General features: G+C 49.0%; 15 protein-coding genes. 8 read left to right on the top strand and 7 right to left on the bottom strand.

Features of this window, described 5'->3' with window-relative positions; genetic code table 11:
• Positions 1-25: 25 nt before the first annotated feature.
• The 5 genes from EIM92_RS14690 to leuC form a co-directional block, all read right to left on the bottom strand.
• Positions 26-1456: an N-acetylmuramoyl-L-alanine amidase family protein gene (locus EIM92_RS14690; protein ID WP_125083284.1), complete on the bottom strand. Its 1431-nt coding sequence runs from the start codon at positions 1454-1456 to the stop codon at positions 26-28.
• A 222-nt stretch (positions 1457-1678) separates the two neighbouring features.
• On the bottom strand, positions 1679-2236 hold the full coding sequence (locus tag EIM92_RS14685) for a GerMN domain-containing protein (protein ID WP_125083283.1): 558 nt from the start codon (positions 2234-2236) through the stop codon (positions 1679-1681).
• 45 nt (positions 2237-2281) lie between these two features.
• Positions 2282-3778, bottom strand: coding sequence for an N-acetylmuramoyl-L-alanine amidase family protein (locus EIM92_RS14680; protein WP_164515110.1), 1497 nt, complete (start codon positions 3776-3778; stop codon positions 2282-2284).
• Positions 3779-4055: 277 nt separating this feature from the next.
• Positions 4056-4658, bottom strand: coding sequence for a 3-isopropylmalate dehydratase small subunit (leuD, locus tag EIM92_RS14675; RefSeq protein ID WP_125083282.1), 603 nt, complete (start codon positions 4656-4658; stop codon positions 4056-4058).
• 26 nt (positions 4659-4684) lie between these two features.
• Positions 4685-6112 carry a 3-isopropylmalate dehydratase large subunit gene (gene leuC / locus EIM92_RS14670; protein WP_211344376.1) on the bottom strand — a complete coding sequence of 476 codons (1428 nt, stop codon included), beginning with the start codon at positions 6110-6112 and terminating at the stop codon, positions 4685-4687.
• Between the two features lie 292 nt (positions 6113-6404).
• On the opposite strand from leuC, the gene EIM92_RS14665 reads away from it, so the two are divergent.
• Positions 6405-7558 (top strand): IS3 family transposase gene (locus EIM92_RS14665; RefSeq protein WP_125081524.1). Its coding sequence is split into 2 segments (ribosomal slippage): positions 6405-6666 and positions 6666-7558, totalling 1155 coding nucleotides; the frame shifts between segments, so codons are not numbered across the junction.
• Positions 7559-7642: 84 nt separating this feature from the next.
• Here EIM92_RS14665 and lepB read toward each other — a convergent pair.
• Positions 7643-8200 (bottom strand): signal peptidase I, encoded by a 558-nt coding sequence (gene lepB, locus EIM92_RS14660; protein WP_125083280.1) that lies wholly within the window; start codon positions 8198-8200, stop codon positions 7643-7645.
• 190 nt (positions 8201-8390) lie between these two features.
• Here lepB and EIM92_RS14655 point away from each other — a divergent pair, with 190 nt between their 5' ends.
• A complete protein-coding gene (locus EIM92_RS14655; RefSeq protein ID WP_125085199.1) occupies positions 8391-9311 on the top strand; it encodes a LysR family transcriptional regulator in 921 nt (306 codons plus the stop codon).
• A gap of 72 nt (positions 9312-9383) precedes the next feature.
• On the opposite strand, the gene EIM92_RS14650 is transcribed toward EIM92_RS14655, so the two are convergent.
• A complete protein-coding gene (locus EIM92_RS14650) occupies positions 9384-10199 on the bottom strand; it encodes a carbon-nitrogen family hydrolase (RefSeq protein ID WP_125083279.1) in 816 nt (271 codons plus the stop codon).
• A gap of 179 nt (positions 10200-10378) precedes the next feature.
• On the opposite strand from EIM92_RS14650, the gene EIM92_RS14645 reads away from it, so the two are divergent.
• The 6 genes from EIM92_RS14645 (at position 10379) to EIM92_RS14620 (ending at position 17081) form a co-directional block, all read left to right on the top strand.
• A complete protein-coding gene (locus EIM92_RS14645) occupies positions 10379-11584 on the top strand; it encodes a pyridoxal phosphate-dependent aminotransferase (RefSeq protein ID WP_125083278.1) in 1206 nt (401 codons plus the stop codon).
• A 342-nt stretch (positions 11585-11926) separates the two neighbouring features.
• Positions 11927-13033: a glutamate 5-kinase gene (gene proB / locus EIM92_RS14640; protein ID WP_125083277.1), complete on the top strand. Its 1107-nt coding sequence runs from the start codon at positions 11927-11929 to the stop codon at positions 13031-13033.
• A gap of 42 nt (positions 13034-13075) precedes the next feature.
• Entirely contained in the window at positions 13076-14323 is a 1248-nt protein-coding gene (locus EIM92_RS14635; RefSeq protein WP_125083276.1) for a glutamate-5-semialdehyde dehydrogenase, read from the top strand.
• 12 nt (positions 14324-14335) lie between these two features.
• Positions 14336-15196 carry a pyrroline-5-carboxylate reductase gene (gene proC, locus EIM92_RS14630; protein ID WP_125083275.1) on the top strand — a complete coding sequence of 287 codons (861 nt, stop codon included), beginning with the start codon at positions 14336-14338 and terminating at the stop codon, positions 15194-15196.
• Positions 15193-16413, top strand: a complete 1221-nt coding sequence (locus EIM92_RS14625; protein WP_125083274.1) for a 2,3-diketo-5-methylthiopentyl-1-phosphate enolase — start codon at positions 15193-15195, stop codon at positions 16411-16413. The genes proC and EIM92_RS14625 overlap by 4 nt, the downstream gene beginning before the upstream one ends.
• Positions 16410-17081: a 2-hydroxy-3-keto-5-methylthiopentenyl-1-phosphate phosphatase gene (locus EIM92_RS14620; protein ID WP_125083273.1), complete on the top strand. Its 672-nt coding sequence runs from the start codon at positions 16410-16412 to the stop codon at positions 17079-17081. The genes EIM92_RS14625 and EIM92_RS14620 overlap by 4 nt, the downstream gene beginning before the upstream one ends.

Below are 17081 nucleotides of genomic sequence, written 5' to 3'. Positions count from 1 at the left end.
GAACACTTATATTATGAACCGCCGGTCACTTAAAGCCAAGATAATCCTTAATACCATCAACAACACCTTGGGCGACGCTATTCTGAAATTTTTCAGTATACAGCAAAGCCTCATCACTAGAGTTGCTTAAATAACCAAATTCCAATAATACCGCTGGCATTGTCGTTTCACGAGTTACATGCAAGTTCTTTGTACGCACTTTCCGATCCGGCAAACCGGAAGATTCAACGAGATATTTATGCATCGTTTTAGCAAATGGGAGACTTTCCCCCCGCGTATAATACGTCTCTACGCCGCTAGCCGTAGCTGAGCCGCTGTTCGCATGCAACGAGACAAATAGGTCTGCGTTCATATCATTGGCTAACTTGGCTCGATCTTGTAGCTTTACAAAGACGTCCGTACTGCGGGTAAGTATATAATCCAATTGCGTTTCATGTTTCAATAGGTTCTCTACCTTTTTGGCGATTGCCAGGTTGAAGTCCTTTTCTCTCCTCTTCCTTACACTAATCGCACCTGGATCACTTCCACCATGACCAGCATCAATGACAACTAACGGCTTTCCATTACCCCGGGAAGGATAACTCTGATCCACGTTTAGATCGATAATGACATAGCCGTCGTCCGCATTCAGCAAAGAATAATTTCTAGCCCCTGTTAAATCCATAACAATACGAATCGTAGAAGGATGGTCACTAAACTGCGAATAACGAATCTTCGTTACATCCGGATAACCATTGATGTCCATGAAGCCATTCTGAAAAGCATCCAGCGAATGATTGCTGGAAAATGAATCATCGAACCTTGAATCCGGAATATCGATGACGATCCGATCTGGCTCGCTCAGCTTGAAAACATTAGGCTTTACATTTTGGTCAACGGCAACAATCAGTCGATTGGCATCAAAGCTGATTCCTGTGACGGAAGCCAAATTTTGTGATGGCACCGGATTCGGGTTAATTGAGCCATCTTCCGAGTTGCTGCTGCCAGAACTGGTGTTACTGCCCTCTCCGCCTCCACCGCCTTGATCCGGGGTAATTAGGTATACCGTCTTCGTCGCATTATCCCAGCCCACGGTGAGACCCATCTGTTCGCTGACGAATCTAAGCGGCACGAGCGTCGTATCCTGTTTAAGCATCGGAGCGATGCTCAAAGCTGCTTTCTTGCCATTTACAGTTGCGCTTTTTTGATTGACAATTAGTTTAATCGTTGTATCGGCTTGCTTTATAGTTACCGTGCGCGTCCCTTTCTCCCAGTCGACGTCAAAACCCAGCTCCTCCATAACGACGCGAATCGGAATCATCACATTGCCTTTCACGTTCTGAACCTGTCCATTCTTCGGCAAGTTCAGCGCTTCTCCATTTAGATAAATACTTGTGCCGCTTCCTGCAGCTTGTCCTATCGTAGGAAAAGCAAAAATAAAAACAAGCATGAACACCAAGAAACTAATTTTCTTCATCCGTCACCCCTACCATCATTAAATTTTACCTCGTGATGACCGATGATTAAGCTGCTTTTCTCGGCATCACCAGACGACATATTAGACGCCCTATATCCTCAAAAGTTGCGTAATCTTTCCTTTTATCCGACAATAGTCCCTGCCAGTCGCGGTACAAAAAAAGACTGTTCTAACAGCATGAAGCTGTAGGAACAGTCCTTGTAAACACCGCACTGTCATATTTTATCGAGTCATGGGGTGCTCTAGCTCCACATGGCCCATCAAGCTTTCCACTTGCTCACCATCAACCGTAAGCTCAAGCTTCTGTACTTCCTCGAACTGAAACATTGTCGCTTTTAGCGAATCAATCGCTAACACCTCGCCACCTGATCCTAGCCGCGCTTCGTCAGGCAGTTGAATATCGATGCCGAGTACACCATCTGCCAACGACGCCTTGTTCAAGATAACCTTCTCCCATAGCGAGAACATTCCGCTCTCTGCAATTTGCAATTGCTTAAAAGCTGCAGCGTATTTATCCTCATCTTCCTGGAATTCGATTTCACGCTGTACCTCCGTAAGCTCCATTAGATCACCATCGGTAAAGTACAGCTTAATTAGCGCGATTTGCATTTCAGGCTCAGTAGCCCCGGTTCCATTCTGTCCCGCTCCCTGGGAGACATTCGGATCAACAGCAGGAGGTGATTCAGGTGTTACCTCTGGAGCCGCCTGGGGCTTCCGACCGCATCCGGCCAATGAAGCAGCAAGCAGCAGTACCGCTCCGACAATAATTAATTTTTTCAAATTGATCCCTCCTCTCTTATATTTTATACCCTTATACCCTGTTTTCTATTGCAGGCCTAGATATTCTTTAATCCCAGCAACGATGCCTGCCGCAATTCTTTCCTGAACAACGGGATCTTTCAGCACAGCATCATCATGGGGATTGCTTAAGAATCCAGTTTCTAGTAATATGGCCGGCATCATCGTCTCCCGCGTCACTTTCAAGTTCTGATTCTTCACCTTGCGATCCGTCAAGCCTGTAGCTTCGAGCACGTACTTGTGTACCGTATCCGCAAGTAGGATGCTGGCATCCCGAGTATACAGCGTTTCCGTTCCCGACGCCGTTGCAGATCCGCTATTTGCATGAATGGAAATAAAGATGTCGGCCAGCAGGTCGTTTGCCATCATGACCCGCTCGTCGAGCGTTGGATATGTATCGTCGCTTCGTGTCAACACCGTAATGATATCCGGCTCATGCTGAAGCAATTCGTTAACCCTCAAGGCAATGGCCAAATTAACATCCTTCTCACTCCCCCCGCTTACGCTTGGGGCTCCCGGATCCGTTCCTCCATGGCCAGCATCGATGACAACAAGACTCTTGCCGTCAGGTCTTGTCGGTATATAATGAACCACGGGCTCCAATGTCAATTCGACAATGGTAAGATCATTCTCCTTCGAAACGACAAATTCCCTACTCTCATTCAAATCGATGACTAACCTTATTGTAGATGGATCATTACTGAATAGCGAATAGCGAATTTGCGACACTTCCGGATACCCCTCGACCGTGAATTGCCCGCGATTCGTCTCATCCAACGGTAATATATCCTTAAAACCATCGGAAAATTTTGCATTTGGCACGTCGATAACAACACGATCCGGGTCACTCATCTTGAATACATTAGGCTCAACAGTACGGTCTGTTAAAATCATAAGGCGATTATCGCTGAAGCTAAATCCGCTGATCGTTGCAAGATTTGAACTTGGATTGTTCGCAGTCGTTGATTCTGAACCGCTGGCTCCGTTTGTTTCAGGCTGCTCTACAGGCTGATCCTCGCCCGGTACAGCTTCCCCCTCATTCACCGGGGGCGTGCTGGCTCCACTATTTACAACACCGCTATCCGAGCCTGAGCTTGTGCTGTATAGATGCGCTGACTTGGTCTCGTTATCCCAGCTAACCTGCAGCCCCATCTGCTCTCCCACAAAGCGCAGTGGCACCAGAGTCGTATCTTCCTTCAACAAAGGAGGTGAGGATAATGTAATGTCGCTGCCATCAACGATGGCTTTTTCGTTATCAATGAACAGCTGCAGCGATCTGTCGCCTTGCTTAATCGACACCGTTCCGTTCTGTTTCTCCCATCCGACTTCATAGCCGAGTCCTTCCGATATGACACGAATCGGAACCATGACGCTACCGTTTACGAGTCCGGCTTGAGCGCCTTCAGGCTGCTCCAGCTCCTGGCCGTCAAGGAAAATCGAGTTACTCGCAGCTGAGGCCTGTCCTATACCCGGCAGAGCCCACAATAAAACAACCAGCATTAACAGAAAACCTAACTTCTTCATCGTATCCCCTACCAATCTCTTTATTTCCGCCATCTGGCTGTGATGGTATTACCGTTTTATCGACAACAGGACGCGACATGTAAATACACAATCTACACAATCCCATCTCGTCTTCTAATTAATCCCATACTATCAGAAAAATTGCCCAGATCATAGACTATAATCTATTTTTCGAGCATTTCTTCATAATTTCCTGCTAAATTTAGCAGACAAAAAAAGACAGCTCCAGCGTCTAATGAAATAGACTTTGGAGCTGTCCTTCAAGGTGAGGCTAACGTTATGCAAAGGAGCGGCTTGCCCGCTTCGCTTCATAAGCAGAGATCAAATTCTCATGCTGCAATGTAAGTCCGATATCGTCCAGACCTTGAAGCAGGAACTGGCGACGGTGCTCATCCAGATCGAACGAAATGTTCAATCCGTATTCGTCCGTAATCGTTTTGCTCTCCAAATCAACTGTCAATTGATATCCCTCATGCTTAGCCGTACGCTGGAACAATTCCTCTACCTGCTCTTCAGACAACTTGATCGGCAGAATGCCATTCTTAAAGCAGTTATTGTAGAAAATATCCGCGAAAGATGGCGCGATCACGCAACGGAACCCGTAATCGAGAATCGCCCAAGGCGCATGCTCCCGGGAGGAGCCACAGCCAAAATTGACACGGGAAATCATAATTGAAGCACCCTTATAGCGAGGCTTATTCAGTTCGAATTCCGGGTTTACATTGCCTTCCGTATCAAAACGCCATTCATAGAACAAAAATTGTCCGAATCCGGTACGTTCTATCCGTTTAAGAAATTGTTTAGGAATAATAGCGTCCGTATCCACGTTTACCCGATCCACGGGACCGACGATGCCTGTATGTTTAATAAATGCTTCCATGATAAATTCTCCCCTCTTTCGCCTTCTTAGCTAACGACTTCGCTCAATACATTCCATTCCCGGACATCGACAAAACGGCCTTTGATTGCCGCCGCCGCTGCCATCGCCGGTGAAACGAGGTGCGTTCTACCGCCACGGCCTTGGCGTCCTTCGAAATTCCGGTTAGAGGTGGAAGCGCAGCGTTGTCCCGGCTCCAGAACGTCTGGGTTCATGGCAAGACACATACTGCAACCTGCATCACGCCATTCAAAACCAGCCTCTGTAAATATTTTGTCCAGGCCTTCCTTCTCTGCCTGCAGCTTCACGCGACCAGAACCCGGAACGACGATCGCCGTCACTTTGTCAGATACTTTGTAGCCTCGCGCAATTTCTGCTGCAGCGCGGAGATCCTCGATACGCCCATTCGTACACGAGCCGATAAATACATAGTCGATCTCAATATCCGTCATTGGCGTTCCCGGGGTAAGCCCCATATATTCAATTGCCTTCTCGGCAGCCTTCCGTTCATTCTCTGTTGCAAAGTCATTCGGATGTGGTACGGTTGCGTTGATATTCGTTCCCATCCCTGGGCTCGTACCCCATGTCACCTGCGGAATCAATGAATCAACGTCGAACTCCACAACATGGTCGTATTCTGCGCCTTCATCTGTGGTAAGATTCTTCCACTCCGCTACAGCACGATCAAATGCTTCACCTTGCGGTACATGCTCGCGGCCGCGCAAGTATTCAAATGTCGTCTCGTCAGGAGCAATCAGTCCTGCTCTAGCTCCCGCTTCAATGGACATATTACATACAGTCATTCTTTCTTCCATCGTCAACTCGCGAATCGCTTCACCGGTATACTCAATAACATAACCCGTTGCGAAATCCGTGCCATACTGGGCAATAACGCCAAGAATCATATCTTTGGCAGTCACTCCCGGTTTGCGTTTACCAACAAAACGCACTTCCAATGTTTTCGCCTTGGCTTGCTGCAAACACTGAGTAGCCATGACGTGCTCAACTTCACTTGTACCGATTCCAAAGGCAAGTGCGCCAAAGGCACCATGCGTAGACGTGTGGCTGTCACCGCAGACGATTGTTTTGCCTGGATGTGTCAAACCAAGCTCCGGCCCCATGACGTGTACAACACCCTGATCAATCGTATCCAGGTCATAAAGCGTTACGCCAAAATCACGACAGTTCTTCGTCAACGTGTCAATTTGCTGCTTAGAAATCGGATCTTTAATGTTAAAGCGGTCTTTGGTAGGTACGTTGTGGTCCATCGTCGCAAAAGTCAGCTCTGGACGACGCACCTTACGTCCGCTGAGGCGCAACCCCTCAAATGCTTGTGGCGAAGTTACCTCATGCACCAAATGCAAATCGATGTAAATGATGCTTGGCTTCCCTTCCTCTGCATAAATCACGTGATTGTCCCAAATTTTCTCATACATTGTCTTTTTAGTATTACTCATCGTATTCACCCCACTGAAGGATTCGAACATGTAACAAAGCGGATACTCGTAAAATACCTTTACCTACGCTTTGTATGTTGACATTACTATATCATCTCTCTACTCATTGTTCCAAGATATAATTTCTATAACGTTTATAGGATTTAACTATAGAAGGGATTAGATACAGAACAAAAATATGAAATAAGAGACCCTGTACGATGAAGGTTGATATTATCCCCTTACGGTAGACAGTGAAAAAAGAGTTCATGATATTATGAATTCAACACTGTAGACCGGAGGGGATTTTTCTATGCCACCAAAGAAGGGTCAGAAGTTTAATCGATACGACGAAGAAACGAAGCGAGAAGCCGTTCGTTTACGAATTGAAGAGCAATGGAGCTATACTCAGATCAAGGAAAAGTTGGGGATCAAAAGCGATGCTCAGATTGTAACTTGGGTACGCAAACATATGAATGGTGAATCGTTCAAGGATTATCGGGGGCGTTGGGCGAAAAAACACTTCAGCAGTCTCGAGGAAGAGAACGAGCATCTGAAAGCGCAGGTCGAATATCTAAAAAAGCTCAATCCGAATCTACATGGGGAGGGAAGTTGGATAAGCAAGCCCGGTTTAGGACCATCGAAAAAATGATTGGGAACCACTCGATAGTCATGCTGTGTAAGATTGCTGAAGTGTCTCGTGCCGGGTATTACAAGTGGAAAGCTGCTCTAAGTAACCAGCAACAACGTCAGGAGCGAGATGCTGATCTGAAGGAGCATATACTTGCCATTCACCGTTTGCGGCCCTATTTCGGTTACATCCGTATGTGTACGGCTTTACGTAGGGAAGGATTGCTTGTTAACCGCAAGAAAGTCAGACGGCTTATGCGTGAGCTCGGGATCCGGTCAGTCATCCGCAAGAAGCGTCCAAATGCAGGGCGCAAGCCTTCTGTCGTGTTTGCTAATGTCTTGAACAGGGACTTTCAAGCATCTGCTCCATTTACCAAGCTAGTCACGGATATTACTTACGTACGGATCGGTCACGATTTCACCTATTTGTCGACTGTAATGGATTTGCATAACAATGAGATTGTCGCTTGGGAACTCTCTGAGCGCAATGACTTGCAACTTGTGCTGGACACAGTAAAGCAACTCGGTACTCGCAAGGATGCAGTCTTACATTCTGACCAAGGCTTCCAATACACGCACAAGGCTTACGAGACTCAGTTGCTCGCACAAGGGCTCCAGGGCAGCCACTCAAGGCGAGGCAACTGTTATGACAATGCCTGCATGGAGTCGTTTTTCTCCCATTTGAAGACCGAACAGCTGTACCTTAAACGTCCGAACGATCAGCATTCAGCACGTCGTCTCATTGAGGAATATATTGAATTTTACAATCATGAGCGTTTCCAAAAAAAACTCGGCGACCGTTCTCCAGTTGAGTACCGGAAAGCGATCGCCGCATAAATTGATCCTCTTTTTTTACTGTCTACTTGACAGGGGTAAGACCAGGTCTCTTATCCTATTCCTTTGATTGATGCCGCACAGATACTATTTATTAAATCCTTCGACACCCATGACGTGATCAAGCGGCACAGGCCCAATCATTCGGCTGTCCTTGCTATTGTTTCGATTATCTCCCATCACAAAAATATGATCTTCAGGAATTTCCCATACCTGGCTTTGCTCCGTATACATCTGTTCTTTAATATACGGCTCCTCCAGCATAACGCCATTTCTGTACACTTGACCGTCTTTAATTTCAATGACATCACCCGGGAGACCGATAACGCGTTTGACATAGAAGAAATCTTCCTTCTTATTTCCGGATAAAATACGAATCAATGGATGCTCGTTAACGCTATCCCAGAATGAGCGGCTGCGATCGACGCGACTATCGATAATGACGATATCTTTATAGTTTGGGAGTTTTTCCAGTGTTTGCGATATTTTCCAGGCGTATATCCGCTGGTTATCATCCAGTGTAGGCTCCATGGAATGACCATTCACCTTATATGGTTGTATAATAAAAATGCCAATGAACATGCTGATTACAAAACCGATAATAATCGATAATCCCCAGCCCTGAATCTCTTTCCATATTTTCATAGAACGGCAACCTCCAATTCCCATTTATAATAATTATACAACCAACTTTCCTAATAATAAAATTTTAGATCAGTGTGCCTACCGGAAGCATTACTAAGTCCTATATTTTATTTAAAAATGATAGGATATACTTATAGCAGTCATGAGATGGATCACATCGCAGCACCCAATTCAAGAAAAAGGTGATTTCATGGAATTAAGGCAGCTCCTATACACTTTAAAAATTGCTGAGGAACGCAACTTTTCAAGGGCGGCAGACAAGCTTCACATCGCTCAGCCATCGCTTAGCCAGCAATTGTCCAAACTTGAAAAGGAGCTCGGCGTAAAATTGTTTCAGCGTAATACCAGTACTGTTGAGCTTACACATGCAGGAGCCAGTTTTATTAAGCATGCCCGAAAAATTATGGATGCGGTAGAACAGCTTCGTCAGGAGATGGACGACATTTCTCAACTTCGCGCCGGGCGCGTCATCATCGGCAGCATGCCGATAACCGGCTCTCACCTGCTGCCATATGTTCTTCCGGCATTTAAAGAGGCGTACCCAGACATTCAGGTTAACCTGCTTGAAGATACATCGTTGAACCTGGAGAAGCTTACGGCCGGCGGAGGCACTGATCTTAGTCTACTCTCTCTGCCGCTGCAGGAACCTTCCTTAACATACGAACCCATTGGAGAGGAAAAAATCGATCTCGCCATTCCTCCAAACCATGATCTTGCCGACCCAAACAACCGCCCGAAAGGAGGCGTGTCCCTAGAGCAGCTCAAGGGCGAATCCTTCATCGTTCTAAAAAAGGGGCAGGGCTTCCGCAAAATCATGATGGATTTATGTCGGGCAGCCGGCTTTGAGCCTGATATCGTATTCGAGAGCAACAACATCGAGACTGTGCAGTCACTCGTTGCTGCAGGAATGGGCATCACCCTTGTCCCACGCTTTATCGCCCGGGCCAAGCGCAGCGAACTGATCCCCGTCTACGTTCCGCTGGCAGAGCCGGTTCCAAGCCGCACCCTCGTTATTGCCTATCGCAGAGGACGGTATCTGTCCAAAGCGGCCGAAGCTTTTATCGAAACGTTCCGCAAGACGATAGAACAACGCATGAAGGAAGAGGCATAGCAAGAAGGCTGTCCCCTAGGCTAGACAACGCTCAGGAGACAGCCTCTTTCAACATTTTAATGCAGATGGAATTTATATTTGATACAGATTTGCACGCCGATCCTCAAATACAGGAATTCTGGAGCGTACATCATCTACTAAAGATAAATCAATACGCCCCGTAACAATGCCCTCTTCCTCCCCACCTTCAGCGAGCACTTCCCCCCACGGATCAATAATCATCGAGTGGCCGAAGAATTCGTCCTTCCCGCTAATCCCGGTACGATTGCAGGCTACAACATACATTTGATTCTCGATCGCCCTTGCTGTCAGCAATGTACGCCAGTGATGTAAACGCGGGTGAGGCCAAGCAGCCGGAACGAACAATACCTTGGCGCCCATTAGCGCAAGCGTGCGGGTAAGCTCAGGAAAGCGAATATCATAGCAAATGGAAGCTCCCAGGATTTGTCCATCCAATTCGAAAGTAACGACAGACTGCCCGGACGACAAATGCTTCTCCTCTTCCATAAGACGGAATAGATGAATTTTAGAATATGCAGCTATCTCTTCACCGGAGTCTGCGAATATCCGCATCGTATTGTAGACCTCATCTCCACGCCTCTCCGCAATCGAACCTGCAACGACATGTACCCCGTTATTTCGCGCAAACTCAGAGATCCATTCCCTGCTCTCGCGCCCCTCTGCATCCGCCAGCTCATGAATATGTTCCAGCGCATAACCCGTATTCCACATTTCGGGTAATACGAGCAAATCCGGCTTAACAGCAGCTTTCAGCGCCTTTTCCATCCAATGCTCGACGATTCTCCGGTTATCAACGGGCCGCCCCATATGAATGTCACATTGGATCATGGCGATATTCCATGACAACTTTAGTTGTTGTTGAATCATGCTGACACTCCTTTCATCCGTTAAAGTTACCTGAGTACCATCATAAGCAGCTCATCTTAACCATGCAAGTACCGTTTTAACGTCCTGCGCATGAATTCAGGCCTTAATCCCTTCTATACATATTGGATAAATCATGTTAAATTATGAATATTGCTATTTTATAGACCGGAGTGTTGAATATGAGCCGACAAAATCAATCACAGGGCAGCCCTCTTTTTCCAATCCATGCTGCGGAAATGATGGATAGACTGCCGAAGCAGTTCTTTGCTTCCCTTGTCCAAAGCGTGAATCTGGAAATTTCACAAGGGCATGATGTCATTAATTTAGGACAAGGCAACCCGGATCGCCCCACGCCTGATCATATCGTACGCGCCGCACAGCAAGCGGTGGCCAACCCACAGTTCCATAAATATTCCCCGTTCCAGGGCTACAACTTCCTCAAGGAAGCGGTTTGCCAACGCTACCGGGAAGACTATGGAGTATCGCTTGACCCCGAGAAGGAGGTTGCCATCTTATTTGGCGGCAAAACTGGGCTTGTGCAAATTGTCCAGATTCTGCTGAATCCCGGCGACTTGTGCCTAGTGCCCGATCCTGGATACCCCGATTACTGGTCGGGCGCTGCCCTAGCCGGAGCAGAAATGTCCTTCATGCCGCTGCGTGCGAACAATGCTTATTTACCGGATTATGGGGCAATATCTCCCCTTGATCGTAAGCGGGCGAAGCTAATGTTCCTGAATTATCCGAACAATCCGACTTCGGCTACCGCCCCCCTGTCCTTCTACGAAGACACCGTCCAGTTCGCCGCCAAAAATAAGATCGTTGTCGCGAGCGACTTCGCCTACGGAGCTATCGGTTTTGACGGCAAGAAGCCCATTAGCTTCCTGCAGGCCGAAGGCGCCAAAGAAGTGGGCGTTGAGTATTACACCTTATCCAAAACGTATAATATGGCTGGCTGGCGCGTCGCCTTTGCTCTCGGAAATGAAAAAATCATTTCGTTAATCAATTTGCTCCAAGATCATATTTATGTCAGTCTGTTTGGCGGTATCCAAGAAGCGGCCAAGGTTGCCTTAACGGCTCCCCAGGACACTGTCGCCGAGCTCGTTGCTGTTTATGAATCCCGCCGCAATGCCTTATTCGATGAACTGGACAAGATTGGCTGGACCGCACAGAGGCCAAGCGGATCATTTTTTGCCTGGCTGCCCGTGCCAAGAGGCTCGGACTCTGCGTCCTTCGCCCAGAAGCTCTTGACCGAAGCCAAGGTCGCAGTCGCCCCGGGGATTGGATTTGGACCAAATGGAGAAGGCTATGTCCGGGTTGGGCTGCTCAGCGGAGAGGATCGTCTGCGCGAAGCAGTCCAACGTATTGGCAAGCTGGGACTGTTCTAACTCTTTTACTTTGCAATGCCTTGACACGCGTGGTATTCTATCAGTAATTCCAAAATTGATGTTATAACTTGACTAAACGCTAAGACGGGACCAGTACGTTTGACCAGCGTCGATCAGAGAGTAAATTCCTTAGGCTGCGAGAATTTACCGAAACGCCCTTGCGGAATCCTATCCCTGAGCGGCCGGCCAACAAGCCGGACAGCGCCCCTGTTATCGGGCTTTGAGTTGGATGAGATCAATCATCAATAAAGGTGGTACCGCGGAAGTATAACTTTCGTCCTTTGCGCAGCAAGGGCGAGAGTTTTTTTTATTTTTATTATCATAACTGTAGGAGTGATCTCCATGCTACGCCGTATCGTTGTCAAAATAGGGAGCAGCTCACTGACTTCTCCAGAAGGAGGGTTAAATCGAGAAGCCATCGCCTACTTCGCAGCCGAATTAGCCGGGCTCCAATCTCACGGTTGCCAGGTACTCCTGGTTACCTCCGGTGCCGTGGCTGCCGGCTTCCGGGAAATAGGCTATCCGGAGCGTCCGAAGCTGCTCCATGAGAAGCAAGCCGCTGCCGCTGTCGGGCAAGCGCTGCTCATGCAAAGCTATCGCGAAGAACTGTCTATGCATAGCGTCTCCTCAGCCCAAATACTGCTGACCCGCTCGGATTTCCAGAACCGCAAGCGAACGGGCAATGCCAGCATGGCCATAGAGGAATTGTTAAAACAAAACGTACTACCGATCATTAATGAGAATGACACCGTTTCAGTCGATGAGCTGAAGTTCGGCGATAATGATACCTTATCCGCGCTTGTCGCGAACTTGATCCGAGCAGATCAATTGATCATTCTAACGGACATGGACGGTTTATACACGGAGGATCCGCGCATCAATCCCGCTGCCAAGCGCATCGAGCGAGTCGAAGAAATCACCGATGAAATATACGCTATTGCCGGGGGCGCAGGCTCCTCGGTGGGAACGGGCGGCATGCGCTCGAAGATCGATGCAGCCAAAATTGCTACCCGCGGTGGTGTGCCTGTATTCGTAGGAAAAGTCAACCTGCCGGGCCAGTTAAGCAACATTCTGAAAGGCCAGGGCAAAGGGACATACTTCGAGACGCGTTCCTCCACGCTGCCGCGCAAAAAACAATGGCTTGGATTTTTATCCACGCCGCTAGGCACGCTCACCGTCGATGATGGAGCAGAAGAAGCGCTTATTCATGGAGGCCGTAGCCTCTTGCCCGTCGGCGTGAGACATGCCCTTGGCTATTTTCATGCCGGAGATGTCGTTGAGGTCGTCAATCGGGACAAAGAAACGCTCGGGCGCGGAATTGTGAACTATGATTCTGAGCAATTACAAGAGATAATGGGATTAGCGGGCACAGAAGTCATTAAGAAACTGGAAGGCATCCATCGTCTTGAAGTCATTCATCGGGATGAATGGATTTCATTAAAGTTATAAATCACAAGTTTTAAACTTTAACCATTTTGAGGAGGTATTCGAATGAGCGAAGTAAGACAAAAGGCAGAGCTAGCTGGTAGAGCAACCAACGTATTGAATAGTCTAACGACAGAACAAAAAAATAAGGCATTGCTGGATTGCGCCCAAGCCTTAATCGATCATAGCGAAGCGATTATCGAGGCGAACAAGGAAGATTTGCAGCGCGGCCGGGAGAACGGTACCTCCGTATCCTTGCTGGATCGGCTTGCACTAACAGAAGAGCGGATTGCCAGTATCGCGGAAGGACTTCGTCAAATCGTAGAACTGCCGGATCCGATCGGAGAAACACTGGAGACAATCGAGCGCCCGAACGGTCTTCATATCGTCAAGAAGCGTGTCCCACTAGGAGTCATTGGTATGATTTATGAAGCGCGTCCGAACGTTACGGTCGATGCCATCGGATTGTGCCTGAAGACCGGCAACGCCGTCGTACTGCGGGGCGGCTCCTCTGCCCTGTCCTCCAATCGCAAAATTGTAGAAATTATCCATGGATCGCTTGCAACCAGCGCCGTACCGCGCGATGCGGTCCAACTTATCGAAGATCCTAACCGCTCTTCCGTGGACGAGATGCTTAAGCTGAACGGACTGCTGGATGTCGTAATTCCGCGCGGCGGCAGTTCATTGATCCAAAATGTCGTGCAAAACGCCACCGTACCAGTTATTGAGACAGGTGCTGGCATTTGCCATACGTTCTTAGATGCGACAGCAAATCCGAGCATGGCTGCAGAGATTACGCTTAATGCCAAAGTACAGCGCCCTTCCGTCTGCAACGCAATGGAGACGCTGCTTATCCATAAAAACTTCGCACAGTCTCATTTTGCGAATATCGCGGATAAGCTGCGCGAGTCCAATGTAGAGCTGCGTGGCTGCGAGGAAACGCGCTGCCTGATCGATTGGGCACAACCGGCGCTGGAAGAGGATTACGCCACGGAATACAACGATTATATTCTTAATATTAAAATTGTCGATAACCTGGATGAAGCTCTCCAGCATATTAACCGTTTCGGTACAAAGCACTCCGAATGCATTGTGACCGAGGACGGCGCGAACGCGGAACGCTTCCTGCAGGAAGTGGATGCGGCAGCCGTTTATCATAATGCCTCCACGCGCTTCACAGACGGATTTGAGTTTGGTTTTGGAGCCGAGATCGGGATCAGCACGCAGAAGCTGCATGCCAGGGGCCCAATGGGACTGCCAGCGTTGACTTCAAGCAAGTACATTATTCAGGGAAGCGGACAGATTCGGAGCTAAGGAGACCATACCATGACAAATAACATCAAGAATAATGAACCTTCGATCTGCTTTTATGGCGCTGGTTCTATGGCAGAGGCCATCGTACGCGGGTTAATTCACCGCAAAGTAGCCTCGCCAAAAGCCATCTCCATGCTGAACCGCAGTAATCAGGAGCGGCTGACCTACTTAGAAGATACCTACGGTATTCAGACAGGACGCGACGATGCGGAGAAAGAGGCCTATCTCTCCTCCGCATCGGTCATCGTCCTGGCAATGAAGCCTAAAGATGCTGGCCAGGCGCTCAAAGCGCTGGGATCGTTGCTGAATAAGGATCAGCTAGTGGTATCCGTCATTGCCGGCCTATCTATCTCTACAATTCAAGCGCTGCTTGGCTATGAAGCGCCAATTGCCCGCACGATGCCGAACACTTCAAGCTCGATCGGTCATGGAGCGACCGGCATCTCCTTCTCCACTGAAGTGACTGAGGAGCAAACGAAGCAGGTCTTGGCGATGTTTGAGGCTGTGGGCATGGTTCAAGTCATACCTGAGGAGCAAATGGAAATTTTGACAGGCGTATCTGGAAGCGGCCCCGCCTACATCTATTACATGATGGAAGCGATGATCGAAGCAGGCATCGAAGGCGGGCTGACCCCCGGGCAGGCGCGAGACCTTACCGTGCAGACCGTGCTCGGTGCCGCTTCCATGATGAAGGAGACGGGTGAGGAGCCCGCCAAGCTCCGCAAGGACATCACTTCCCCGAATGGGTCTACGCAAGCCGCGCTGGAGACGCTGGCCGCAGGCAGCTTTAACGGGATTGTTAAGGCCGCTGTGCATCGAGCCGCCGAACGTTCCAAGGAAATGGGTGAAGCAGTAAAGGAGGCATTGTTATGAGCTATTGTACGGCTACGTACCGTATTTACGACGATAAAGCAGATTTCCACAAAAAAGCCGAATCCATCGCAGTCGGCATGACCGTCGGCACATGGACGGAGCTGCCGCAGATCAAGCAGGACGAGATGCGTGTTCACCTGGGACGCGTCGAGAACGTCGATGTATACGACTCTCCAAACGGTGTCTCGGGCGAGCGTTATGCGGATGTAGCTATTTCCTACCCGGACGTCAACTTCACTTCCGATATCCCTGCCCTGATCATTACTGTTTTCGGCAAGATTTCCATGGACGGCAAAATCAAACTGCTTGACCTGAAGCTGTCCGATAATTTTATGCGGGCGTATTCCGGACCGAAATTCGGCATCCAAGGCGTTCGCGAGCTGCTTGGCGTACCTCATCGCCCACTGCTCATGAGCATCTTCAAATCCGTGATCGGCTATGATCTGGACGGACTGCGCGAACAGTTCATGGCTCAAGCCTTAGGCGGCGTCGATCTCATCAAGGATGATGAGATTCTGTTCGAGAATCCGCTGACACCAATTGAGCAGCGCGTAAAGCTCTGTCGTCAAGCTACAGAAGAAGCCAAGCACATTACAGGCAAGGAGCTTCTCTATGCGGTTAACCTGACCGGGCGCACATCTACGCTGAAGGAACAGGCGCTGCGGGCTATCGATGCAGGCGCATCCGCCCTTTTGTTCAACGTTTTGCCTTACGGGTTCGACGTCCTGCAGGAGCTGAGCAGCGATCCGGATATTTCCGTGCCGATTGCCGCGCATCCCTCTCTTGCCGGAGCTCTATATCCTTCACCGCACTACGGCATTGCCGCGTCACTGTTACTTGGGAAGCTCATGCGCGTCGCCGGAGCTGACCTCGTACTCTTTCCATCTCCATACGGATCGGTCGTCATGCCGCGGGAAGAGAATCTGGCCATCCAACGCGAGCTAGTAACGTCAGAGCTGGCGATCCGCAGCAGTTTTCCGGTTCCTTCGGCGGGTATCCATCCCGGACTTGTTCCGCAGATCATTAGCGATTTCGGTACCGATGTTGTGGTGAATGCCGGGGGCGGTATCCACGGCCATCCGAATGGAGCCAGCAGTGGCGGTCGTGCCTTCCTGCAAGCGATTGACGCTTCACTGAACGGCGTACCGCTGGAGCAGGCCGCAGAAAGCCTGCCGGAATTGAAGGCCGCACTGGATATTTGGGGAGGACAAAAATGATTAGTCGCAAGCAGCCCGTCATCTTCTGCGATTTCGACGGGACGATTACATTAAGCGATAATATCGTAGCGATTATGAAGCACTTTAAGCCTAAGGGCTACGAGCCGATTATGGAGCGGATATTATCTCATGACATATCCATCCGCGAGGGAGTCGGGCGGATGTTCTCCCTGCTCCCCTCCTCCATGAAACAGGAGGTTACGGATTTTGTACTCGGTCAAGCTGGAATTCGAGCTGGATTCGCGGATTTTCTTGGCTACTTGCGTGACCGTGAAATTCCGTTTTACGTGACCAGCGGCGGCATTGATTTCTTTGTACATCCGCTGCTCGCCCCATTCGATATACCGCATGAGCATATTTATTGTAACGGTGCAGACTTTAGCACCGATAAAATTACAATTACATGGCCTACTCCCTGTGATGAGCATTGCAGCAGTGACTGCGGCATGTGCAAAACGACCGTCATGAGACAGTTCCAGACCAGCCGCTACGAACGTATTCTGATCGGGGACAGTCTGACGGACTTTGAAGGCGCCAAACTGGCGGATCGCGTGTATTCCAGAGCCCGATTGACCGAGAAATGTCAGGAGCTCGGAGTAAACCATACGCCGTTTGATACGTTCTATGACATCCGGGCCGATCTTATCCAACGTGAAGGAGATAGATAA

The organism is Paenibacillus lentus (genome assembly GCF_003931855.1).
Taxonomy (GTDB): domain Bacteria; phylum Bacillota; class Bacilli; order Paenibacillales; family Paenibacillaceae; genus Fontibacillus; species Fontibacillus lentus.
This window is presented reverse-complemented; position numbering and strand designations above follow the sequence as displayed.